The sequence below is a fragment of the Monashia sp. NPDC004114 genome, assembly GCF_053603855.1.
Window position 1 is genome coordinate 47616 of sequence record NZ_JBSGGK010000024.1, and the last position, 23517, is coordinate 71132.

Sequence of the window (23517 nt, forward strand, 5' to 3'; positions counted from 1 at the left end):
CGCACCTCCGCGCGGGCTGGGTGCTCTTGTCGACGTGTCCGGGCCGAGACGATGCTTGGGGACATGGCCATCGACCTGACCCACCAGTGGCGCTCCCAGCTCGCCGACGCGCGCTTCACCCCAACCCGCAAGCGGCTCCGGGCGAGCCGCGAGGGCAACCTCGTGTGCGACACGGCTGACGCCGTCATCGTGTGGCTCCCGCGTCGCGTCGTGCCGGAGTATGCCGTCCCGCGGGCTTCGTTCGTCGCTGACGTCCCCGGGTCCGCGCGAGGCCTGGAGGCGCACGGCCTCCCGGACCATGTGCTCCTCCCGTTCGGCGACTTCGACTGGCTCGAGGAGGACGAGCCGATCATCGGGCACCCACACGACCCCTTCGCCCGGATCGACATCCTGCGCAGCGCACGGCATGTGCGCGTCGAGCTCGACGGGCTCGTGCTCGCCGACACGCATCACCCGACGGCGCTCTTCGAGACACACCTTCCGCCGCGGTGGTACATCCCGATGAACGACGTGAACACCGAGGTGCTGACCCCGACCGACACGCGAACCACCTGCGCGTACAAGGGTCACGCGTCGTACTACAGCGCTCCGGGGAACGCCGGCGTCGACATCGCGTGGGTCTACCGGCAACCGCTGCGCGAGGCCGAGGCGGTCCGAGACCAGCTCTCCTTCTACGCCGAGCGCACCGATACCCTCGTCGACGGCGTCAAGGACCCTGGCTTCGTCGGCGGCATGCCGCAGCACTGAGGCGCCTGCTACCTCCCGCCCCCAGCCGCCGAACGCGGCGTACGAGGGCCGGTCAGGTGGTTGCGGCGGCGCTCGACGCGCTGCTCACCGATGGCGCAGGGCGGCCGTCCTGGCCGGCCGGCTTGGCGTCGACACCCGCCTCCTTGCGCTGCTCGGGCGTGATCGGCGCCGGCGCGGAGGTGAGCGGGTCGTAGCCACCGCCCGACTTCGGGAAGGCGATCACGTCGCGGATCGACTCCGTGCCGGCCAGGAGCGACACGATGCGGTCCCAGCCGAACGCGATGCCGCCGTGTGGCGGAGCCCCGAACTGGAACGCCTCGAGCAGGAACCCGAACTTCTCCTGGGCCTCCTCGTTCGAGATGCCCATGACCTTGAAGACCCGCTCCTGCACGTCGCGCCGGTGGATACGGATCGACCCGCCACCGATCTCGTTGCCGTTGCAGACCATGTCGTAGGCGTAGGCCAGAGCCTCGCCCGGGCGCTCGTCGAAGGTGTCCTCGAACTCCTTCTTCGGCGAGGTGAACGCGTGGTGGACGGCCGTCCAGGCGCTGTAGCCCAGAGCGACGTCACCGGACGCCGTCGCGTCGGCGGCCGGCTCGAAGAGCGGCGCGTCGAGCACCCAGAGGAAGCTCCAGGCGTCCTCGTCGATAAGCTCGCAGCGGCGGCCGATCTCGAGGCGGGCTGCTCCGAGCAGCGCGCGCGAGGCCTTCGTCGCGCCGGCAGCGAAGAAGACGCAGTCGCCGGGCCGGGCGCCGACGTGGTTGGCGAGGCCTGCGCGCTCCTCGTCGCTGAGGTTCTTCGCCACCGGACCTCCGAGCTCGCCGTCCTCCTGGACCAGCACGTAGGCGAGACCGCGAGCACCGCGCTGCTTGGCCCACTCCTGCCAGGCGTCGAGCTGCTTGCGCGGCTGGCCGGCGCCTCCGGGCATGACGACCGCACCGACGTACTCGGCCTGGAAGACCCGGAACGAGGTCTGTGCGAAGTAGTCAGTGCACTCGACGAGCTCCTGGCCGAACCGCAGGTCGGGCTTGTCGGACCCGAAGCGAGCCATCGCGTCGGCGTAGGTCATCTGCAGGAAGGGCGTGTCGAGGTCGACGCCGATGAGCTGCCAGATCTCACGGACGATCGCCTCGCCGAGCTCGATGATGTCGTCCTGGTCGATGAAGGACATCTCGATGTCGAGCTGGGTGAACTCGGGCTGCCGGTCGGCGCGGAAGTCCTCGTCCCGGTAGCAGCGGGCGATCTGGTAGTACCGGTCCATGCCGGACACCATGAGCAGCTGCTTGAACAGCTGGGGGCTCTGCGGCAGGGCGTACCACGATCCGGGGGCCAGGCGGGCGGGCACGAGGAAGTCGCGGGCACCCTCCGGGGTGGACCGGGTCAGGGTGGGCGTCTCGATCTCGACGAAGTCGCGCTCGCCCAGGACCCGACGAGCCGCGGCGTTGACCCTGGAGCGGAGCCGGATCGCCGCGCCGGCCGAGCTCGCGCCAGGGCGCCGAAGGTCGAGGTAGCGGTGCTTGAGCCGCGCCTCCTCGCCGACGGTCACCCGCTCGTCGATCTGGAACGGCAGCGGCGCCGACGGGTTGAGCACCTCGAGCTGGCTGACGATGACCTCGATCTCGCCGGTCGGGAGGTCCGGGTTGGCGTTGCCCTCGGGCCGGTTGCGCACCTCGCCGACGACCTTGATGCAGTACTCGTTGCGCAGGTCGTGGGCACCGCCCTGGGCCAGCACCTCGTCGCGCGCGACCACCTGGGCCACCCCGGACGCGTCGCGCAGGTCGAGGAAGGCGACCCCGCCGTGGTCTCGGCGCCGCGCGACCCAGCCGGTGAGGGTGACGGTCTGGCCTGCGTGGTCGGCACGTAGGGTGCCGGCCTCGTGAGTGCGGAGCACGGAGGGATCCTTCCGGGGACGAACGGGTCTTGTCGCTGGGCGTCGCGAGTGGGCCGCACGGGCGGCGCCGCCCGGAGGCCGAGGACCAATCCTAGACCCGGACGCGAGACCACCCCGCGCGCGGCTGATCTCACGACCCCGATGGCGCCGCGTGCTCTCGCCGTGCCGTGACCTCGGTCGCGCTGCCGGCCTCACGACCGGTGGGCCGTCACCACCCCCGTTGCTCGGGCCCAGACGAGGTAGCCGCCCTGGAAGTTCTGTCGGATGCCACCGCTGACGGCGAACGGGTCGCTCTTCGGGTAGCCGAGGAAGGAGCGCTCCCAGCCGAGCGCGGCATACTTCGACCGGATCGCCCCGGTGACCGGATGCGCTCCGGTGCTGGCACTCCAGAAGATCGAGCCACCCTGGAAGTGCTGGTACGTGCCGTCCTTGCGCGCGGTCGCGTTCGTGTGGGTCGTCGGGTACTTGAGGACGGACGCCTCGGCCTTCATCGCGGTGTACTTGGTCAGGGTCGCGCCGGTCACGTAGCGCGCGCCGGTGGCGGCCGACCCGTAGTAGACGGTGCCGCCCTGGAACCTGGTCAGCCAGCCGTTGCCGCTCGGTGTCTTTGCGATATCTGCGGCGGGATAGCGCAGCAGCGACCGCTCCCAGCCGAGGCTGGCCCACAGGTCCCGGATGCGACCGTTGACCCAGTGGGTGCCGGCCTTGCTCCAGAAGATGGAGCAGCCCTTGGCGAAGTGGTTGTAGTAGCCGTCCAGCCCGGCGGTGCGGGCCTCGTCCGTCGTCGGAGGGCCGCACCATGCGGGACCGCCCAGGCTCGCATACCTCCCACCGATGGCACCAGCCACGAAGTGCACGCCCGTCGCCGGCGACCAGTGCGCCACCCCGCCGACGAACGCGCGCGACCGGAGCGAGAGGTCACCCTGCTCGACGCCGGTGGGAGCTCCCATCCGTGTGCTGAACGCGGCGTCGGTCGCGAGCCGAGTGTCGATCGGCGTGCGGTAGACGACGTCCACGGTCAGGTCGCCCGTGCCGACGGTGACCTGCCGCGAACGGCTGGTCTCCCCATCGCCCCAGGCATGGAATGCCGACAGGCCGTCATAACCTCGCTCCGGCGCGACGAGCAGCAGCGCGAGGCCCTCGGTGAACAGGCCGCTCGAGACGTGCTCGTCGCCGATCGTGAACGCTGCGGGCCACGTGCTCTCGATGGTGACGAGGTGCTGGCGAGGCAGCACCTTGAACTCCTCGCTCGCCGAGGCGCCCCGGCTGTCGGTGGCCGCGGCCGTGACCCACAGCGTCGTGTCGCCCTCGTGCCCCTCCATGACGAGGTCGAGGGTTGGCCCGGTGCTGGTGGCGCCGTAGTGCTGGTGGCAGTCCGTGGCGCTGTAGCAGTGCTCGAGCCGCGAGCTCCACGTGACCGTGACCGGTCCGTCCTCAGGGTCGGTCGCAGTGGCACTGGCGTGCACGACGTCGCCGACGGCATACGTCAGCGTCGGGTCGGGCCACGTCACATCGAGGCTGGGCGGATGGTTGCCCGGATAGACGGTCGTCGTCTTCGTTCCCTTTGCCCCGAGCGGGTCGGCAACGGTCAGCGTCACGTCGTAGTGGTCAGGGTCGGCGGCATACGTGTGGGTCGCGGTGACACCGGTGGCGGTCGAGCCGTCGCCGAAGTCCCAGGAGTAGGAGAGCAGGTCACCGTTGGGGTCGCTCGACGCGCCGGCGTCGAACGCGACGTGCAGCGTCGCGGGGTCTGCCGTACTCGTGAAGGCTGCGACCGGCGCCGCGTTGCCCGGCGCGTACACGAGCCGGCGCACCCGGGCCGACCCGATGTCGGCGAACACGATGTCGCCTCCGGGTGCCGTCGCGAACCGCGACGGCCGGCCGACGGCGGTGCCGAAGCCGGCCGGCTCGGGTGCCTGGGTCAGCTCACCCGTCGGCGCGAAGCCCAGCGTCCACAGCAGCTGGTCGACGTAGTCGCCGAAGAAGAACCTTCCGCGGTATGCCGCCGGGTATGTCGTGCCGGCGTAGACGACACCGCCCACCACCGCTGCACCGCTGCCGTTGTGCGGGTACTCCCACAGCGGCTTGGTGGTGGTGACCCCGGTGCACTCGGCGAGGTCGGTGTAGCCGACGGTCGGGGCGGAGCCCTCCCAGCATGGCCAGCCGAAGGAGTAGCCGGGCCGGACGAGGTCGACCTCCTCCGTCGTGTTCTTGCCGACGTCGCCGAGGATGGGCAGGCCCGTGCCCGGGTCCAGGCTGAAGCGGAACGGGCTTCGGAACCCACTGGCGAAGAGCAGGCTTCTCGCGGCGGTGGCCTTCGCCGGGTCGTAGAAGGGGTTGTCGGACACCCCAGAGCCGTCGGGATGGATGTGCAGCAGCTTTCCGTGTACGTCGTCGAGGTTCAGTGCCCGCAGGGCCATGGTGTCGACGCGGTTCGTGGCGCTGTCGCCGATCGTGAGCCACAACGTGCCGTCGCGATCGGCGAGGACGGACCCGAAGGAGTGGATCGACGAGTCGGCCGACGCCTCGAGCACCGTGGTCTCGTCGCGCAGGCCCGTGGGGTCGCCCGCGGCGTCGACGTCGACCGTCCATCGGCTGAGCCGCAGGATGCCGTTCGCCCCGGACCCGGGTGCCGTGCTTGGCACGGTGCGCGCGGTGTAGACCGTGTGGTTCGCCGCGTAGTCAGGGGCGACCGCGACGCTGATCAGGCCGAGGTCGCCGGTGGAGTTGACCTGCAGGTCCGCGATCCGGCGAGGTGCGCCGACCCGGGGCACCCACTGCACCCGGCCGTACTTGCCTGTGGCGATGAAGCTCTCGTCGGGCAGGTACGCGAAGTCGGTGAGCAGGTCACCAGGCCCGCTCGTCGACGGCGGCACCATGCCCGTGTCGATGTCCTGCAACAGGAAGCCCGTCGGCAGGACCGTCGCCGCAGTCGCGGTGGCTGCCGGCCCCGCCAGCAGCAGCATCGACGCGACGACGGTGGGCACGATGCCGAACACCGTCGTCCGCGCGCTTCGTCGCCCGTCTCCCGAAGCCAGAAAATAACGCATCCCCACCAGACCCCCATTACCACGACGATCCCCCGCTTCGGCGGCGCGTCATCACGTTAGCGAGGGCTGGGGGCTCCCACAGCCGATGCCCGAATTGTCGGCAGCGCAAGGGATTCCGAGGCCGCCGCTCAGGCGAGGTCGTGTGACCCTTCAGCGGCGAGCGCTTCGATGACGACGGCCAGTGCCGGTCGCTCAGTCATCGTGCGACGCCACACCAGACTCACGGTGCGCTCGGAGACGGGCTCCACGATGGGCAGGGCGACCACCGAGTCCGGGAGGGGGCCCCGGCCGAGCCGAGGCACCAGTGCGATGGCCTCGCCGCGCTCGACGAGTGCGATGTGTGTGGCGAACTCGAGAGCGATGTGCCCGATCCGTGGTGCCCGGCCGATGTCGAAGTACATCTTCTGCAGCCACTGATGGCAGATCGAGCCTGGCGCGACGCTGGCCCAGCTCTCGTCGACGACATCGTGGACGGTGAGGCTCTCCCGGCGTGCCAGTCGGTGGTCCACGTGCACGAGCACGTCTGCGCGGTCACGACCGAGGTCGCGCACCTCGAGGTGGTCAGGGATCGCGAGCGGCAGCGGCTCCCAGTTGTGCACGAGGGCAAGGTCGTGTGTCCCGGCGGCGACGGCGTCCACCGCCTCCCAGGGGTCGATCTCGTCGGGTCTCAGCACCACGTCCGGGGCCTGCTGTCGCAGGCGGCCGAGGGCGCCGACGACGATGCCGCGGTATGCCGTCGCGAAGGTCGCCAGCCGGACCGTGCCGACTTTCTCGCCGCTCGCGCCGTGGATCCTGGCCTCGAGGAGCTCCATCTGGGCCAGCAGCTCACGGGCCGAGGCGGTCAGCGTGCGCCCGGCCTCGGTGAGAAGCACGCCCCGACCCTGGCGCTCGAGCAGCTGGACGCCCGTCTGCGACTCCAGCCGCTTGATCTGCTGCGAGATCGCGCTCGGCGTGTAGTCGAGCGATGCGGCCGCCGCGCCGACGGACCCGTGCTGCTCTACGGCGACGAGGGAACGGAGAGCCACCGGATCGATCATTCAGTGATGCTACATGGTGGTGGTCACGAATGTTTGATGGACGTACATCGTCCGGGCATCGCAGGATCGACCCATGCGTCTTCGGGACACCACCCTCGCCATCGTCGTGGCCGTGATCTGGGGGACGAACTTCGTCGCCATCAAGACCGGCCTCGAGTCCGTGCCGCCGTTGTTCTTCCTCGCGGTCCGCTTCGTGGTCGTCTGCGTCCCCGCGGTGTTCTTCGTGCGACGTCCCGACCTGCCCTGGCGCGACCTCGCACTGATCGGCGTCTTCATCAGCCTCGGGCAGTTCGCACTGATGTACCTCGCTCTGCACCTCGGCATGCCGCCGGGCCTGTCTTCACTCGTGCTCCAGGCTCAGGTGCTGCTCACCGTCGTGATCGCCGCGGTGTGGCTGCGCGAACCGCCTTCCCGACCGCAGCAGGTCGGGGTCGCGCTCGGCGCGGCGGGCCTGGTCACGATCGCCTTCGGCCGCGGGCTCGCGGCACCGGTGCTGCCTTTCGTGGTGCTCGTCCTCGCCGCCCTGTCCTGGGCGGTGGGCAACGTGCTGACCCGGCGCGCGGGGAGCGTCGCCCAGCGGCCCGGCGGAGCCGCGTCGGGGCTGAGCCTCACCGTCTGGTCGGGACTCGTCGTGCCGATCCCCGCGCTGTTGCTGTCCCTCGCGTTCGAGGGCCCGGAGGCCATCGGTCAGGCACTCAGCCACGTGCAGTGGCAGGCGCTCGCGTCGACGGCCTTCACGGCATACCTCTCCTCCCTGGTCGGGTACGGCATCTGGAACACGCTGATCGGCAGGTACCCCGTCGCGCAGGTCACGCCGTTCGCGATGCTCGTGCCGGTCTTCGGCATGGCCGCGGCGGCGGTCGCCTTCGGCGAGCGCCCGGCGCCGCTCGAGCTCGCCGGTGGCGTCGTCCTCCTCGCCGGGGTCGCCGTGGCGGTGCTCCGCCGGGGCCGCATCGGTCGTCGAGTGGAGTCGACCGGATCAGCGCCTCCGGCTGAGCTGCGCCTCTCTGGCCGGCCAGCGAGCGTCCTTGGGGCGCAAGGTCGCCCAGCCCCGCTGCCTCGAGAGCTGCGCGCTGAGGAGCCCGATGATCGTGGCCGTGTTGCTGATCCGGCCACCGAGCGCGGCATCGACAGCGTCGTCGAGAGGCACCCACAGGGGGCGCAGCGTGAGCTCCTCGGCGGTGCGCGTGTGGGCCTCGCTCTCCGGAACGTCTCGCAGGCCCCGAGCCAGGAAGACCCGGACCGTCTCGGCGAACGCGCCGGGTGACGTGACGTCGTCCGCGAGCACCCGCCAGTCGTCGGCGACGAGGTCGACCTCCTCGGCGAGCTCGCGGGCTGCCGCCAGCCAGGGCTCCTCGCCGGCGACGTCGAGAAGGCCGGCCGGCAGCTCCCAGACGTGACCCCCCGATGCGTGGCGGTACTGCCGGATGAGCAGCACGTGGTCGACGCCGTCCAGCTCACGCAGCGCCAGCACCGCGACGGCGCCTGGGTGCTCGATGTAGTCGCGTGTGACGACGCCACCGGCACCAAGGTCGACGCGGTCGCGGCGCACACCGAAGATCAGCCCGTCGAAGACCAGCTCCGACCCGAGGACCGGCTCGCTCACCCACTCCTCGATGATGTCGGCGCCAGTGCCCCGCCGCGCGTTCAGGCTCACCCGGGTCAGTCGGCGTCGAGGACGGCCGAAGCCCAGGCGAACTGACCCGGGTCCCCCGGCTGCCCTGACGTGTCGTGCTCGTCCGGCTCGGCATCGAGTGGCCGCGGACGCTCGACCTCGACGAGGCGCTCGGCGCGCTGTCGCTCGAGCGCGGCGCCGACGAGACCCGCGAACAGCGGGTGGGCACGGTTCGGCCGGGAGAGGAACTCCGGGTGGGCCTGCGTCGACACGTAGTAGGGGTGGACGTCACGAGGGAGCTCGACGAACTCCACGAGCGTGCCGTCGGGCGAGGTGCCGGACACGACGAGGCCGGCCGCCTCGAGCTGCTGCCGGTAGCCGTTGTTCACCTCGTAACGGTGGCGGTGGCGCTCCTTGACCTCGGCCTGGCCGTAGGTCGCCGCGACGACGCTTCCCTCCCTGAGGACGGCCGGGTAGAGGCCGAGTCGCATCGTGCCGCCGAGGTCGCCTGCACCCTCGACGAAGGCCTTCTGCTCCTCCATGGTCGCGATCACCGGGTGGTCGGTGCCCGGGTCGAACTCGGTCGAGGACGCACCGCCGTTGCCCAGCACGGTGCGGGCGTACTCGATGACCATGCACTGCAAGCCGAGGCAGATCCCCAGGGTCGGCACCTGCTTCTCGCGCGCCCAGGTGAGCGCGCCGAGCTTGCCCTCGATGCCGCGCACGCCGAAGCCTCCGGGGACGAGCACCGCATCCACGCCGCCGAGCGCCTTCTGGGCACCGGCCGGGGTCTGGCACTCGTCGCTGGCCACCCAACGGATGCGCACCTTGGCGTCGTGGTGGAACCCACCGGCACGCAGCGCCTCGGTGACCGACAGGTAGGCGTCGGGCAGGTCGATGTACTTGCCGACCAGCGCGATCTCGACGTCGTGCTCAGGGTCGTGCACACGCTGGAGCAGCTGGTCCCACTCGGTCCAGTCGACGTCGCGGAAGTTCAGACCGAGGCGGCGGATCACGTACGCGTCGAGCCCCTCACGGTGCAGCACCTTGGGGATGTCGTAGATGCTCGGGGCGTCGACCGCAGCCGCGACGGCCGCGACGTCGACGTCGCACATGAGCGAGATCTTGCGCTTGATCGGCTCGGGAATCTCGCGGTCGGCTCGCAGCACGAGCCCGTCCGGCTGGATGCCGACCTGGCGCAGCGCCGCGACCGAGTGCTGGGTCGGCTTCGTCTTCAGCTCGCCGCTCGGTGCGAGGTACGGCACAAGCGAGACGTGCAGGAAGAAGGAGTTGTCGCGGCCGATGAGGTGGCGGACCTGCCGCGCTGCCTCGAGGAAGGGCAGCGACTCGATGTCACCCACCGTGCCGCCGATCTCGGTGATGATCACGTCGGGAGCGTCGCTGCCGCCCGTGGCCAGTGCCCGCATGCGCGAGACGATCTCGTTGGTGATGTGCGGGATGACCTGCACCGTGTCGCCGAGGTACTCGCCGCGCCGCTCCTTGGCGATGACGTTGTTGTAGACCTGGCCGGTCGTCACGTTCGCCGAGCCGACGAGGTTGACGTCCAGGAAGCGCTCGTAGTGCCCGATGTCCAGGTCGGTCTCGGCGCCGTCGTCGGTGACGAAGACCTCGCCGTGCTGGAACGGGTTCATCGTCCCGGGGTCGACGTTGATGTACGGGTCGAGCTTCTGCATGGTGACCTTGAGGCCACGGGAGCGCAGAAGACGTCCAAGACTGGATGCCGTGAGGCCCTTGCCGAGCGAGGAGGCAACGCCCCCGGTCACAAAGATGTGCTTCGTCGTTTCCACCACGGGCTTTAAGTCTACGTCATGAAGCGACAAGCCCCTGGTACCGCTCCGACCACCGGCGTGCCTCCACTGCCGCCGTCGGCCAGCTCGACGCGATCGTGCGGGCGGCCTGGCCGAGGCGGTGCCGCTCGGCCGGGTCGCCGAGCAGACGGTCCACCTCGGCGGCGATCGCGATCGAGTCCCCCACGGAGACAAGGCAGCCCGCGTCGCGGACGAGCCCGGGCAGGCCGCCCGCACGGGTCGCGACGACAGGGAGCCCGGCCGCCATGGCCTCCTGGACGACCAGGGCGCGGGCCTCCCAGCGGCTGGTGAGCACGAACACGGCGGCCGATCGGAGCCAGAGTGCGACGTCGTCGCGCGCTCCGACCAGCCTGACGCTGGGCGCGCCGGGCCGGGACCGTATGCCGTCAGCCTCCTTCTGGAGCCGGGCGCGCAGGGAGACGTCACCGTCCCCGATGACCACCCACGTAGCGGGCAAGCGCGACCGGCGGGCGGCGTCGACCAGGACGCCGAGGTCCTTCTGTGGCGCGATCCGGGACACGGTGAGCAGGAGTGGCAGACCAGGGTCGACACCTGCCCCTGCGAGGAGGGCCGCACGCTCTGCCTGGGGTAGAGGCTCCGTCGCCAGCAACGCCGCCACGCTGGGGGCGGCGACATCGACGACGGCCGGCGAGCGGGCTCCCAGCCTGCTTGCCAGAACGACCAGATCCGCGCTCGCGACCGTCACCAGGTCGGCCCGGCGCAGGGCCCAGCCGACGCCCTTGGCCAGCATCGCATCGCGGCGGGTGGCCAGGCCTTGCTGCCTGCCGGCGGTCGGGGCTCCCGTCCCAGCCTGAGGGTCCGACGACCGCCCCGCCGCGGGGAGGTCGTTGTGCAGGCTGATGACCAGCCGCGGGCGCGGCCGGGCGCGAGCGACGGCGACCGCCGCGACGAGCGCCGCCTGGTGTCCATGGGCGTGAACGACGTCCACCGTGCGCGCGAGCTGCATGATCCGATGCCAGTCGATGAGGCCCGAAGGAGCCCGCAGGCCCGGGTGGACCGGCCACAGCAGTCGCGCATCGGGCCAGCCGAACCGCGTCGCCGTCGAGGCATCGGTCACCACGGTGACCTCGTGGCCCTCGGTCCGCAGGCCGGCGACGAGCGAGTCGACGTGCCGCCCGATCCCTCCCGTCGAACGACCCAGGATCATCAGGACTTTCATGCGCCCGCCTCGCCGCTCCGGCGCACGCGCTGCACCCGAGCCATCAGCGTCGGGTCGACTGCGAGGGCGACGCCGACCATGACGGCGAGCGCAGCCGCGCCGAGGGCGATCCCCAAGGCCAGGCTGCCGCCGAGAGACTGGGCGGCGGCATACCGCACTGACGCCCACGATCCCACGGCGTGGCCGAGCACTGCCGCCAGGACGGCACCGAGTGCCGCTCCGGCGAGGGGTCGCACCGGAACCGACAGCGCACGCCATCCCCAGGTCCGACCGACCAGCGCGAGCAGCATCACGGCCCCGGCACACAGGCCCGCCGTGGTGCCGATGCTGAGCCTGCGCAGCGTCGTGGGACCGCCAGCGCCGCTAGGGTCAAGCGTGAGCAGCGGAATAACGGTGGTGGCGAGCCAGCCGACCCCAGCGAGGCACCCGGCCAGGACCGCGGCGCCACGTACGTACGAGGCGCGGGTGAGCAGGCCGACGACCGCGAGCGCGACGACCGATGGGGCAAGCAACATGACCGCATCGGTCATCGCGGCGAGCGTCTCGGACGATGCCGTGTCGGCCGCCCCGGCGTCGAGCGCCAGGAAGAACGAGCCGACGGGCACAGCCACGGCGACGAGCCCAGCCGCGCCGAAGAGTGCCAGGACCAGCGTCGCGAGCCACGCGCGACGCAGCGTCTGCGTCGCCCGCCCACCATCGGCCTGCTCCGGGTCCGCGGCATGCGCTCCGGCGATGGACGGGAACGCCGCCGTCGCGAGCGGAACGGCGAGGACGGCATACGGCAGGAGCATGACGGCCTGCGCGTAGGTATAGACGTTGAGCGTGCCGGCGCCGCCACGGTCGTTGGCGAGACGGATCACCACGAGCGTGGCGACCTGCTGACCGGCCACGGCTACCAGGCCCGCCGTCGCGAGCGCGCGCACCCGTGCGCCGACGCGCTCCGGGAAGGTCAACCGGGGGCGCAGCCGGATCCTCGCCCGCCGGACCGGCACGAGCAGCGGCAGGCTCAGCGCCAGGACCCCGAGCGTGGTCCCGATGCCGAGGACGGCCACCGCGTTCGACGGGATGTCCGGGATCTCGGCTGCTGGGTTTTCCACCAGCGAGCGGTAGGCCAGGTAGGTCCCGATGACCACCAGGCTCGACAGCAGCGGCGCCAGGGCGGCCCCGACGAAGCGCCGATGGGACTGCAGCACTCCGCCCAGCACGATGGCCACGCCGTACAGCGGGATCTGCACCGCGAACACCAGCAGGAGCTCGGCGCCGAGGTCCACCTCGCCCCGGCAGCCCGTGCCGAGCAGCGCCTCGGCGATGGGCCGGGCCGCCGCGGCCACGAGCGCACCCAGCGGCACGAGGAGCAGGAGCGTCCAGGTGAGCAGCGCCGACGCGGTCGCATCGGCCTCGTCGGCGCGACCGCGGGCCAGAGCTCCGGCGACGAGCGGCACGACCACCGCCGCGAGCACGCCACCGGCTGCGATCTCGAACAGGACGTTCGGCACCGCGTTGACCGACTGGTACACCGTCCCGACACAGGTGGCCCCGACCTCGTGCGAGAAGACGAACCAGCGGGCGAAGCCGACGGCCCGTGCGACGAGGGTGATGACCGCGATGGTCCCGGCGGCGGCGAACATCCCCTGCCGGGGTGAGGGACGAGATCCTTCGCGCGACGGAGTGGTCGGGTCGGTCGTGCTCATGACCGGGCCCGACCCCACTCGTCGATGTGCCGGAGCGCGGCGTTGCCCTCGATGACCTTGGTGAAGCTGACGCGCTCGGAGGCGAGGGTCAGCGCGCTGAGGCCGACGAGCGCCGCGGTGCGTCCTGCGAGGCCGAACCGCTCGACGATGGCGAGCCCGACGAGGGCACCGGCGGCGTTCGCCCCGGTGTCGCCGAGCATCGAGGTGGCCGCCAGGTCGTCCTGGGCGACGCCGAGCGACGACCCGACGGCAGCTGACGCGGGGGTTCTGGCCACGAGCGGCAGTCCTGCGGCGACCGTCACCTTGAGGGCACGCCCGGGACGCAGGTCGAAGAGGTTCACCGCGTTGGCCGCGGCAGCGATGACGGCGCCACCGACCAGGGTCGACAGGAGGCTGGTCGCCCCACGCGTGCCGCGCGAGCGGTCCACGATCATGGCCCCGGCGAGCCCGGTCAGTCCGAGACCGACGATCTTCACGGCCCCGGTCGTCACCTCGCCGCGCGACAGGGCGCCCAGGTGGCCCTTGAGCCCCTTGTTGGTCGCGCCTCCAGCCAGGTCGTCGAGTGCGCCGAGGCTCCCGCTAGCGGCAGCGACGAACGTCGTCGCGAAGGTTGCCGCTGCGTTGGCTGACGAGGCGGCCCGGCCGCTTCCTCGAGTGCCTGGCGTCCCGCCGTTCACGACTGCGCCGGCCACGGCGCCGGCGACCGCGCCGGCCACCGAGCCGGCGACCCACGCCGGCCCTTCGAGAAGGGTCACGGTTCGGCCGGCATGGTTTGTGCGCGACCATGGCTGCGCCACCTGTGACGGCAGTCGTCGCCCGAGGCGGAGCAGACCGCGCGACACCAGACCCGACACCAGAGCGGAGGCCAGAGCCGACGCCGTGCTCGAGGTGGTGGTCGAGGTGGTGGCGCTCACCCGGCTGGAGGAGGGGGCAGCGCGCGGGGACGGGGCCGTCGAGCCTCGATCGTCGCGTCCTCTCACGGGTGGACCCGCGGGACCGTCGCAGTCGCACCTGTGGAGATGCCGTAATGCCCAACGTGCTCGTCGAGCGCTGCCTCGATCGCCAGCACGACGTTTCCGGGGCCATGGCCGGAGCGGGCATGGTCGACGGTCGGGACGAGCCCAGCCGTGTCGGACTTCTCGCGAACTGCTGCGACCGCGTCGGACGACGCCGGCTGCCCTGCTGCGGCGACCGGCTCACCACCCACGACGGCCGTGGAGTGCGACCCGTGCGCCAGGTCGGTCACCAGGGTCCGGATCGCGTCGGACTGGGCGTCGACCTGGGCCTGCGTCCCGGCGTAGTCGCCCGAGATCACCACGGCGAGGTCACCCGGGACAAGATCGGGGACCGAGCTGTCGAGCAGGCCCGCGTCGCCGAGGACCTTGAGGGCGGCCGCATGCTGTGCGGACGCGGACGCGTTGCCCTGGGTAACGGTCAGGGCCACGAGCACCTCCGCGAGGAGTGCGTCGCCCGTGGTTCCGGACTCGATGCCGAGGGCGGTAGCGGCCTCGTGCGCCGCCCGGTCGCGGTCGGCGGCCTGGGACGGGTCGAACCAGTCCGAGCTGAGGGTCACGGTACCGGCGTAGCTCGCGCCGCTCTGCGAGAGCACCTCCTCGACGCTCTTGGCAATCGAGCCGTCCGAGGCGGGCAGCGCCACCACGACGGCGCGGTGACCGCTGAGCCGTCCCTCGACGACCCGCTCCTGGACCGCGCGGCTGTAGTCGTCGGACGCGTCGACGAGCTTCTCTGTGGACGTGAGCTGGTCGTTGAGTGTCTGCTTCTCCGTGCGCAGCGCGGCCACCTGGTCACTCAGCTGGTCCCCGAGGGACGACTGGAGCGGTCCGGCGCCGAGCACGATCCCCACCGCGAGCGCGAGGAAGATCGAGATGATCGAGACGAGGTGGTAACGGAAGTCGATCACGAGAAGATCCCAACGACGGCGGTCCAGAGGTCGTCCCAGCGCGCGGCGAGCACCTGGATCCAGGCCTGACCGGCAGGGGTCGAGGCGACTGCGGCAACGAAGGCGACCACGCCGACGACGAGCATGGTCACCAGAAGCAGGCCGGGGATGCGCGCCCGGTACAGCTGGCTGACTCCCTTCGCGTCGACGAGCTTGCTGCCGACGCGCAGCCGCGTGAGGAACGTGGAAGCCTGCCCGTCGCGGCCCTTGTCGAGGAACTCGACCAGGGTCACATGGGTGCCGACGGCGACGATGAGCTCTGCGCCGGCGTCATCGGCCAGGAGCATGGCGACATCCTCGCTCGTGCCCGCAGCGGGGAAGACCACCGGCTTGACTCCCAGCGCCTCGACCCGGGCCAGGCCAGGGGCCCGTCCGTCACGGTAGGCGTGCACCACGACCTCGGCTCCGCAGCGCAGGGCGCCGTCGGACACGGAGTCCATGTCACCGACGATGAGGTCGGGCCGATGACCCGCCTCCAGGATGGCGTCGGCTCCCCCGTCGACCCCGATGAGCACCGGCCGGAACTCCCGGATGTACGGCCGAAGCGTCTCGAGATCCTCGCGGTAGTGATACCCGCGCACCACGACGAGGCAGTGCCGGCCCTCGAGCTCGGTGTGGATCGGCGGCGTGCCGATCCCGTCGAGGAGCAGGTCGCGCTCCTTGCGGATGTACTCCATCGTGTTCGTCGCGAAGGCCTCGATCTGCACCGCGAGCCCCGCCCGCGCGTCGTGCATCTTGGTCTGGACGATGTCGGCGTCGAGGAGCGTGCCGCTGGCGACCTTCGTGTCACCGGACCAGAGGTCGGGACCTTCGATGCGCAGCGGCTCGCCGTCCCTCAGCGCCATGACCTCGGAGCCCGCCGCGTCGAGCAGGACGATCCCCGCCTCGACGAGGATCTGCGGCCCGAGATTGGGGTAGCGCCCCGAGATCGACGGGTCGGCGTTGACCACGGCGACCGGGCGCGCGGCGACGAGGGCGTCCGCGCTGACCTTGTCGAGGTCGGTGTGGCTGATCACGGCAATGTCGCCCGCCTGGAGGCGCTTCGTGAGGTCCTTCGTACGGGGGTCGACGCGCGCGGGCCCCGCCAAGCCGGGCCAGGTCTCGGCAGCGTGAGAGCGACGGCGGAGGGAGAGGGCCATGATGGTTTCAATCGTGCCACGCGAGGCCGGCACGCCTGCCACCGGCAACAGCCCGTGACACGGTCTGAGACGCGAGGGTCGGTCAGGATGCTGCACTCGCCCGCGTCGCGGAGCGGCCCGGCCGCTGTGCGCCGCGGGCCGATCCCCCTGCGCCGCGAGCCGATCCCGATGCGCCGCGCCGCGCCGAACCGGTCTGCTCGAGCAGGTCACCCGCGTGGGCGAGCCCTGCCTCCGAGTCGGGGTCGCCGCCCATCATCCGGGAGAGCTCGCGCAGCCGTGCGTCTCCCTGGACCACGGTGACGCTGCTCGAGGTGACGCGGCCGTCGTCGGACTTGTGCACCACGAGGTGCTGGTCCGCGAAGGCCGCGACCTGCGCCAGGTGGGTGACGACGATGACCTGGGCCTGCTCGGCGAGCGCGGCGAGTCTCGCACCCACGTCGAGCGCCGCCCGTCCGCCGACCCCGGCGTCGACCTCGTCGAAGACGAACGTGGGCGGGCCGCTCGGGGCGCCATCAGCGTGGTGCCGTGAGCCGACGACCTCGAGGGCGAGCATGACGCGCGAGAGCTCGCCACCGGAAGCGGCCTTCGCAACGCTTCGCGGCGTCGCGCCCGGGTTGGCCGCGAGCAGGATCTCGACATCGTCGATCCCGTTGCGAGAGAGCCGGACCCGCTCGCCGGTCGGCAGCTCGACGCCATCCGGCTCGGTGCGGTGCTGCACGTCCACCGTGATGACCGCATTGCCCATGGCCAGATGCTCGAGCTCGTCGGACACCCTCCTGCCGAACTCCTCGCCTGCGCCGCTGCGGGCCTCGGAGAGCTCGACAGACGCCTCGACGAGCCGCTCCTGAAGGTCTTTGAGCTCCGCGCCGAGCGCGTCGAGCCGGTCGTCGGCGCTGACGAGCTCGTTGAGCCGCACCGCAGACGTGCGCGACCAGTCGAGCACCTCGTCGACGGTCTCGCCGTACTTGCGGGTCAGCGCCCCGAGCGCGGCGCGGCGGTCCTGCACGAACTCGAGGCGCTCGGGGTCGAGCTCGATGTCGTCGAGGTATGCCGTGAGGTCCGCTGCGAGGTCAGTGACCAGAGTGCCCACCTCGTGCAGGCGCTCGTCGAGACCGCGGAGCGCGTCGTCGTGACCCGTGGCGTGGGCGAGTGCAGACCGCGCCGACCCGAGAAGGTCTCGGACGTTCGGAACGGGCTCGCCGGCATACTCGTCGCCGCTCAGCTCGGTGAGCGCCGACGCTGCCGCCAGACGCAACGTGTCGGCGTGTGCGAGCCGCTCGTCCTCCGCCCTGAGCGTGACATCCTCGCCGGGCTGGGGGTCGACGCGCTCGATCTCCTCGAGCGAGGAGGTCAGCGAGTCGATCTCTCGCGCGCGCTCGCGAGCCTCCGACACGAGCCGGTCGTGCTCGCGCGAGGCGGCTCGCCAGCGGTCGAAGAGGTCCGCCACCTTCTCGCGCAGCGCGACGAGGGCGGATCCGCCGAAGTCGTCGACGACCGCGCGATGCGCGTCGCCCTGCTTGAGCCGCCACTGGTCGGCCTGACCATGCACAGCCACCAGGAGCTCACCGAGGTCCGCGAGCACCCCGACCGGCGCCGTGCGGCCACCCACGTGGGCACGAGATCGACCGGCGGCGGCGATCGTGCGGGCGATGACCAGCTCACCCTCCTCGTGCTCCGCACCGGCGTCGCTCGCGCGCTCCAGCGCCGGGTGGCCGGGTGGTAGCTGGACGACGCCCTCGACGAGGGCCGACTCGGCGCCCGAGCGGACCAACGCGCTGTCGGCGCGCTCGCCGAGGAGCAGCCCCAGGCCTGACACGACCATCGTCTTGCCGGCTCCGGTCTCGCCGGTAAGCACGTTGAGTCCGGGACTCAGCTCGAGGACCGCGTCGTCGATGACGCCGACACTGCGGATCCTCATCTGGCTGAACACGGGACCACCTTAGGGCCGCCCACCGGCAGGGTTGCCGTTGCCGCGCCACCCCTCGACGGAGAGATCGAACTTCGCGACGAGACGGTCGGTGAACGGCGCACTCGACAGGCGGGCGAGTCGGATCGGGCGGAGCCCGCGTCGCACCTCGATGCGTGCGCCGGGCGGCAGCGAGACATGCCGTCGGCCGTCGCACCACATGACGCCCGAGCCCTCGGTCGCGGCCTTGATCTCGATCGCGACCCGGGTGTCCGGGCCGAGGACCAGGGGCCGGGCGAACAGCGCGTGCGCGGCGCTCGGGACGAGCAGCATCGCTTCGACCTGCGGCCAGATCACCGGCCCGCCGGCCGAGAAGGCGTATGCCGTGGAGCCCGTAGGCGTCGAGACGATGACCCCGTCGCAGCCCCAGCTCGACAACGGGCGTCCGTCGACCTCCAGGGTGATCTCGAGCATCCGCTCGCGGGCGGCCTTCTCCACCGAGACCTCGTTGAGCGCCCAGCTGCTCGCGATGAGGTCGCCGTGCAGCTTCGCGTCGACATGGAGCGTCATCCGCTCCTCGACGGCATAGTCCTCGTTGGCGATGTGCTCGACCGTGGCGTCCAGGTCGTCGCGCTCGGCCTCGGCGAGGAACCCGACGTGACCGAGGTTCACTCCGAGCAGCGGGACGTCGACGCGCCGCGCGAACTCCGCCCCACGCAGGATCGTGCCGTCGCCACCGAGGACGACCACGAGGTCGCAGCCGCCGGCGACCTGCTCTTCGGCGGTCGCGATGTGCACGCGCGCGCTGTCGGTCAGGTCGAGGGCCTTGGCCTCGTCCGCCTGCAGCGACACCTCGATGCCGAGCCTGGTCAGGCGCTCCACGACACCCTTGGCGACCGTGAGCGCTTCGGCCCGCCGGGGATGGGCCACGAGCAGGATGCGACGCGTCACTGGTCTCCCTCCAGGTCGATGGCCTCCAGCATGTCATTCGCGGCCGTCGGCCCAGCGCCGGGCGCCGGGCGCGGCGTCAGCCAGAAGAGGAACTCGCGGTTGCCGTCGGCCCCGGTGATCGGGCTGGCCGTTGCGCCCATCAGATGCAGGCCCTGCTCGGCCGCCACGCCTGCCACCTCGCGCAGGACCCGCCGGTGCTCGTGTGGCGAAGACACGACGCCACGTCGGCCGAGGCGTTCGCGGCCGACCTCGAACTGAGGCTTGACGAGCACCACCAGGTCGCCGTCGTCCATGACGAGTGGGCGCATCGCCGGCAGCGCGAGGGTGAGCGAGATGAAGCTGAGATCGCTGACGACGAGGTCGAACCGGCCACCGAGCGCCTCGGCGCCGACATCCCGGATGTTGGTGCCGGACCGTTCCAGCACGCGCGGGTCGGTGGCGATGGTCTCGACGAGCTGGTCGTGGCCGACATCAAGTGCGGTGACATGGCCCGCTCCACGCTCGAGAAGGACCTGGGTGAAGCCGCCCGTGCTCGCGCCCACGTCGAGGCAGCGTCGATCGGCGACCTCGATCGGCCACGTGTCGAGTGCGTGGAGGAGCTTGTATGCCGCCCGGCCCACCCAGTGGTCCGGCTCGCGGACGAGGGTGATGTCCGTGTCAGCCCCGACGGGAAGCGCCGGTTTGGTCGCGGCGCGGCCGTCGACGAGAACCGCGCCGGCGGTGACGAGCTCACGCGCCTGGGTGCGCGACCTCGCGAGTCCGCGCTGCACGAGCTCGATGTCGAGCCGGCGTTGGGTCACGCTCCACCGAGGTCGGCCAGCCGCCCCTGCAGCTTCCGGTGCGCCCGCTCGCCGGCGTCGATGCGCTCGGCGTTGGACCCCGCCTGGGCGTCGGCGAGCTCGGCCATCGCCTCGTCGATCGCGGCGTCCCCGGTGACCGGTGGGGTCGGGACGGGCACCTCTGGCGTGAGGTCGACGGGCTCGAACGGCACCTCAGCCGCCGTCTCGCCGGCGTCCATCGGATCGTCCACCGCCTCGACGGCCTGGTCGGGGCCGGCGTCGAGCATGTCACCGGCGTTGCCGGCGATGTCGATGTTGTCGATGTTGTCGATGTTGTCGATGTTGTCGATGCTGTCGAGGTCACCCAGTTCGTCAGGGTCGGCGGCATCGGCGACATCCACCTCGAGCACGTCGTCGGCAGGGTCGACGACGTGCTCGTCGCCCGACTCGTTCGCGCCAGCGTTCATTCCTGCCTCCAGACCCTCGTCGTGCCTGAGTCACGCTACCTGAGCAGGTCAGCCCGCATCGTCGAGCAGCTCGTCCAGCGTGCGGGCGAGCTGCGCCAGCCGGTCCGGCTGCTCACCGTCGTCGCGCGCTTCGAGCAGCGCCGCCAGGCCCGCCCGGACGGCGTGCATCGGTTCGGTCGCTGTCGAGTCCGACCCGCTGGAGGTGTCACGCCGGTCGAGTCCGTCCACGTCGAGGCTGTCGGCGCTGAGGCGGGCCCGAGCACCGCCACAGACCCAGCCGTCCTCGGTACGGACCGGGGCGGCATACGGCTCGAGGAGGTCGGACAGCGTCCCGATGACATACCTCGGGGCCAGCGTCGTGCGCAGCAGGTCGCTCGGGCGGTCCACGCCGGTGAGCACCCAGGCCGCGTCGATGCCGGCCTCGTCGGCGCCGGCGATGTCGGTGCCCAGGCGGTCGCCCACCGCGAGGGTCCGGTCGTGGTCGCTGCCGAGACGTTCCATGGCGAGCTCGTAGAGCGGGGCGAAAGGCTTGCCGACAACCTCCGGATGCCGACCGGTCGCGGTGGTCAGCAGGTCGACGTAGGCTCCGTTGCCCGGGGCCAGGCCCCACGGCAGCGGCAGGGTCGAGTCGGTGTTGGTGGCGACCCACCGCACCCCGGCCGCGACGAGTCGCGAGGCCGCCTGGAAGTCCCGAACCGTCAGGTCTGGCCCGAGGCCCTGGAGCACGGCCGACACGCGGAGTCCCTCGGACCGGTCCGAGGGACCCGTGGGGTCGGAGGCGCGGGGTGCGTCCGGTGCGCCGGGTCGGGGTGGTGGTCCGTCCGCTTGGCGATCCCCACCGAGCGCAGCCTCCGGCGCCTCCGCCGGGGTCACCGGTCGCAGACCGGCGCGGTTCAGTGCCTCGGTGACACCCGGCCCACCGAGCGCAAGGACGCCGGCGCCGGCGGGAAGGTGTGACTGCAGCAGCTCAGCACCGGCCTGGGCGCTCGTGACGATATCCGACTCTGTCGCCGGCGCTCCCAGCTCGGCGACGTGAGCCGCCACCTCGCTCGGGACACGCGACGCGTTGTTCGTCGCGTAGACCACTCGCGTGCCGCGGGTAACCATGTCCTGCAACGCTTTTGGCGCACCGGGCACGGCATCCTCGCCTCGGTAGACGACCCCGTCCAGGTCACAGATCACCCCGTCGTATGCCGCAAGGACGGGCTGGTCGGACGACCCGGGTCCCGTGTCAGGCGAGCCCCAGGAGTCGTTGCGAGGCGGGTGCTGCGCAGGCATGGGCGGGCTACCTCACGACCGCTCGGGACCAGGCGCGACGTCGTCGTCCACGTCGTCGTCGTCCACGTCGTCGTCGTCCACGTCGTCGTCGTCCACGTCGTCGTCCAGGTCACCAAGCAGGTCGGTCACGTCGACACCGTCGAGCTCGTCGAGCCGCTCCGCCGCGTCCGTCGTCAGCTCATGGTCGGCATCAGCCGCCCTCGCGAACCAGTCCCGGGCCGATGCGGGGTCTCCCGCCGCGAGCACAGCGTCGGCGTAGGCGTAGTAGAGCCGGGCGGCCGAGGGCCGATGTGGGCTGATCCTCCGGGCGAGGTCGCTGAGACCGGCAACGGCGGCGTCCGTCTGGCCCAGGTCACGTCGGATGCCGGAGACGACGATGGCGAGCTCGACGCGGTCGTCGATCGCCAGGCCCTTGGCCTCCTCGCTCTGGGCCAGCTCGAGCGCCTTGGTCTGTCGCCCGAGGGCTCGCTCGCAGTCGACCATGAGGGGGAGAAGATGGTTCGAGCCGGACAGCCGGCGCACCGTGCGGAACTCTCCCAGCGCACGCGCCCAGTCCCCGAGCCGGTACGCCACCAGTCCGAGGGCCTCACGGGCCGCGGGCACCCGGCCCGCCCGGCGCACTGCGGTCTCGGCGTGTGCCAGCGCGGCCTCTGGGTCGACGTCGAGCAGCTCGGCGACCATGACCAGATGCTGCGCCACGCCCTCGGCGTTCTCCTTCGACAGAGTGCGCAGCTGGCTTTTCACGCTGCGGTCGACCTCGTGGCCGGTGACGCCCTCGCGGATCGCAGGCTCGGGCTTGCGCGGCGACTTCGGCGTCAGACGCGGACCGCCACGCCTCTCGGGCGCTCCCCCGCGGTCGTCGCGGGCGCCACGCCCTCGGTCGTCGCGCGAGTGGCCGTGGTCGCGGTCGTCGCGGCCGTACCCGCGGCTCCGGTCGTCGCGCGAGTGGCCGCGGTCGCGGTCGTCGCGGCCGTACCCCCGGCCCCGGTCGTCACGCGAGTAGCCGCGGTCACGGTCGTCTCGCGAATATCCCCGGCTCCGGTCGTCTCGCGAGCCACCTCGTCGGTCGTCGCGTGCGTACCCACGGTCACGGTCGTCGCGTGAGTAGCCGCGGTCACGGCCATCGCGCGAGTAGCCGCGGTCACCGCTATCGCGCGAGCCTCCCCGCCGGTCATCCCCGCCGTAGCCACGGCCTCGGTCATCCCCGCCGTAGCCACGGCCTCGGTCACCGGGGCCTCCGCTCCGCTTGGTCCCATAGCGGTCACCGCCGCCCTGACGCTCGTCATAGCGGCCTTGCCGACCACCTCTGTCGCCGCCCTGGCCGTCCCGATCGCGCCGATCGGGGTACGAGCCGCGCCCGCCGTTGCGGGCCTCGCCGTAACCGCTCCCAGACGCGCGGTCCCGTCGCTCCCGACGATCGTCACCCCGCTCGTCCCTACCCGTCTGGCGACCGCCCCGGTCTCGGCCGTCGCTCTGCCGGTCGTAGTCCCTCGGCGGTCGTCCCGTACGCGGACCACCTGAGCGCGACGCGCCGTAGGACGAGTCACCGGTGCGCGACGAGCCCGACCTCGGTGATCCCGAGCGCGGTTCGCCTGAGCGCGACGAGCCGGACCCGGTGGAACCGGGCTTCCTGGCTCCGCCCGCGGGCCCTCCAGATCGGGAGCCGCTCGGGCGTGCCGTTCCGGACCCGTGGCCCGCGCCGCCTTTGGCGTTCCGTGCGCGGTCGTGCCCACGGGAACCGTCGTCGCTACGTCCGCCTCGATCGCCGTTGCCGTCCTGGTCACTCATGACTGCATCCTTCCGCGCCGGGCATCGCCGGCGCCACCATCCATCGCTCGGTGCACAAAAAAGAGCGCCCCAGTCGGACCAATGAAGTTCCGTCTGGGGCGCTCTGACAAAGTGTGTCCGGCTGCGTCCTACTCTCCCACACCGTCACCAGTGCAGTACCATCGGCGCTGAAGGGCTTAGCTTCCGGGTTCGGAATGGAGCCGGGCGTT

The 23517-nt window shown here is 71.6% G+C and carries 19 protein-coding genes, 1 rRNA gene and 1 pseudogene; 3 read left to right on the forward strand and 18 right to left on the reverse strand.

The window, feature by feature from the left end; genetic code table 11:
* Nucleotides 1-63 precede the first annotated feature (63 nt).
* Complete coding sequence (locus tag ACWEOW_RS22520; protein WP_452271482.1) at nucleotides 64-747, forward strand: DUF427 domain-containing protein; 684 nt, start codon at nucleotides 64-66, stop codon at nucleotides 745-747.
* A gap of 52 nt (nucleotides 748-799) precedes the next feature.
* Here ACWEOW_RS22520 and aspS read toward each other — a convergent pair whose 3' ends face one another.
* The 3 genes from aspS to ACWEOW_RS22535 form a co-directional block, all read right to left on the reverse strand.
* Nucleotides 800-2638, reverse strand: coding sequence for an aspartate--tRNA ligase (gene aspS / locus ACWEOW_RS22525; protein WP_452271483.1), 1839 nt, complete (start codon nucleotides 2636-2638; stop codon nucleotides 800-802).
* A 191-nt stretch (nucleotides 2639-2829) separates the two neighbouring features.
* On the reverse strand, nucleotides 2830-5625 hold the full coding sequence (locus ACWEOW_RS22530; protein WP_452271484.1) for a PQQ-dependent sugar dehydrogenase: 2796 nt from the start codon (nucleotides 5623-5625) through the stop codon (nucleotides 2830-2832).
* A 191-nt stretch (nucleotides 5626-5816) separates the two neighbouring features.
* Nucleotides 5817-6725: a LysR family transcriptional regulator gene (locus ACWEOW_RS22535; RefSeq protein WP_452271485.1), complete on the reverse strand. Its 909-nt coding sequence runs from the start codon at nucleotides 6723-6725 to the stop codon at nucleotides 5817-5819.
* A gap of 73 nt (nucleotides 6726-6798) precedes the next feature.
* Here ACWEOW_RS22535 and ACWEOW_RS22540 point away from each other — a divergent pair, with 73 nt between their 5' ends.
* Nucleotides 6799-7992: an EamA family transporter gene (locus ACWEOW_RS22540; protein ID WP_452271486.1), complete on the forward strand. Its 1194-nt coding sequence runs from the start codon at nucleotides 6799-6801 to the stop codon at nucleotides 7990-7992.
* Here ACWEOW_RS22540 and ACWEOW_RS22545 read toward each other — a convergent pair.
* Nucleotides 7915-8277 (reverse strand): annotated as a pseudogene (locus tag ACWEOW_RS22545) (NUDIX domain-containing protein); the annotation flags it as partial. The gene ACWEOW_RS22540 and the pseudogene ACWEOW_RS22545 sit on opposite strands and share 78 nt — an antisense overlap.
* Between ACWEOW_RS22545 and ACWEOW_RS22550 the strand changes: the two are divergent.
* A complete protein-coding gene (locus ACWEOW_RS22550; RefSeq protein ID WP_452271504.1) occupies nucleotides 8164-8427 on the forward strand; it encodes a hypothetical protein in 264 nt (87 codons plus the stop codon). The pseudogene ACWEOW_RS22545 and the gene ACWEOW_RS22550 sit on opposite strands and share 114 nt — an antisense overlap.
* Here ACWEOW_RS22550 and ACWEOW_RS22555 read toward each other — a convergent pair.
* The 14 genes from ACWEOW_RS22555 to rrf all read right to left on the reverse strand — a co-directional run.
* The gene (locus tag ACWEOW_RS22555) at nucleotides 8388-10151 is read right to left on the reverse strand and encodes a CTP synthase (RefSeq protein WP_452271487.1); all 1764 of its coding nucleotides are present in this window, start codon (nucleotides 10149-10151) and stop codon (nucleotides 8388-8390) included. The two genes, ACWEOW_RS22550 and ACWEOW_RS22555, sit on opposite strands and share 40 nt — an antisense overlap.
* 16 nt (nucleotides 10152-10167) lie before the next feature.
* Nucleotides 10168-11349: a glycosyltransferase family 4 protein gene (locus ACWEOW_RS22560; protein ID WP_452271488.1), complete on the reverse strand. Its 1182-nt coding sequence runs from the start codon at nucleotides 11347-11349 to the stop codon at nucleotides 10168-10170.
* Complete coding sequence (gene murJ / locus ACWEOW_RS22565; RefSeq protein ID WP_452271489.1) at nucleotides 11346-13040, reverse strand: murein biosynthesis integral membrane protein MurJ; 1695 nt, start codon at nucleotides 13038-13040, stop codon at nucleotides 11346-11348. The genes ACWEOW_RS22560 and murJ overlap by 4 nt, the downstream gene beginning before the upstream one ends.
* Nucleotides 13037-13954 (reverse strand): hypothetical protein, encoded by a 918-nt coding sequence (locus tag ACWEOW_RS22570; RefSeq protein ID WP_452271490.1) that lies wholly within the window; start codon nucleotides 13952-13954, stop codon nucleotides 13037-13039. The genes murJ and ACWEOW_RS22570 overlap by 4 nt, the downstream gene beginning before the upstream one ends.
* A 62-nt stretch (nucleotides 13955-14016) precedes the next feature.
* A complete protein-coding gene (locus ACWEOW_RS22575) occupies nucleotides 14017-14961 on the reverse strand; it encodes a copper transporter (RefSeq protein WP_452271491.1) in 945 nt (314 codons plus the stop codon).
* The gene (steA, locus tag ACWEOW_RS22580) at nucleotides 14958-16139 is read right to left on the reverse strand and encodes a putative cytokinetic ring protein SteA (RefSeq protein ID WP_452271492.1); all 1182 of its coding nucleotides are present in this window, start codon (nucleotides 16137-16139) and stop codon (nucleotides 14958-14960) included. Before steA ends, ACWEOW_RS22575 begins: the two co-directional genes overlap by 4 nt.
* Before the next feature lie 82 nt (nucleotides 16140-16221).
* Nucleotides 16222-18069 carry a DNA repair protein RecN gene (gene recN / locus ACWEOW_RS22585; protein ID WP_452271493.1) on the reverse strand — a complete coding sequence of 616 codons (1848 nt, stop codon included), beginning with the start codon at nucleotides 18067-18069 and terminating at the stop codon, nucleotides 16222-16224.
* 9 nt (nucleotides 18070-18078) lie between these two features.
* Nucleotides 18079-18996 (reverse strand): NAD kinase, encoded by a 918-nt coding sequence (locus ACWEOW_RS22590; RefSeq protein ID WP_452271494.1) that lies wholly within the window; start codon nucleotides 18994-18996, stop codon nucleotides 18079-18081.
* Nucleotides 18993-19796, reverse strand: coding sequence for a TlyA family RNA methyltransferase (locus tag ACWEOW_RS22595; RefSeq protein WP_452271495.1), 804 nt, complete (start codon nucleotides 19794-19796; stop codon nucleotides 18993-18995). The genes ACWEOW_RS22590 and ACWEOW_RS22595 overlap by 4 nt, the downstream gene beginning before the upstream one ends.
* On the reverse strand, nucleotides 19793-20242 hold the full coding sequence (locus ACWEOW_RS22600) for a hypothetical protein (RefSeq protein WP_452271496.1): 450 nt from the start codon (nucleotides 20240-20242) through the stop codon (nucleotides 19793-19795). The genes ACWEOW_RS22595 and ACWEOW_RS22600 overlap by 4 nt, the downstream gene beginning before the upstream one ends.
* 48 nt (nucleotides 20243-20290) lie before the next feature.
* Nucleotides 20291-21520 carry an HAD-IIA family hydrolase gene (locus ACWEOW_RS22605; protein ID WP_452271497.1) on the reverse strand — a complete coding sequence of 410 codons (1230 nt, stop codon included), beginning with the start codon at nucleotides 21518-21520 and terminating at the stop codon, nucleotides 20291-20293.
* Nucleotides 21521-21532: 12 nt separating this feature from the next.
* Nucleotides 21533-22264, reverse strand: coding sequence for a tetratricopeptide repeat protein (locus ACWEOW_RS22610; RefSeq protein ID WP_452271498.1), 732 nt, complete (start codon nucleotides 22262-22264; stop codon nucleotides 21533-21535).
* Between the two features lie 71 nt (nucleotides 22265-22335).
* On the reverse strand, nucleotides 22336-22749 hold the full coding sequence (locus ACWEOW_RS22615; protein ID WP_452271499.1) for a hypothetical protein: 414 nt from the start codon (nucleotides 22747-22749) through the stop codon (nucleotides 22336-22338).
* Nucleotides 22750-23423: 674 nt separating this feature from the next.
* Nucleotides 23424-23517: ribosomal RNA gene (gene rrf, locus ACWEOW_RS22620) — 5S ribosomal RNA — on the reverse strand; the annotation flags it as partial.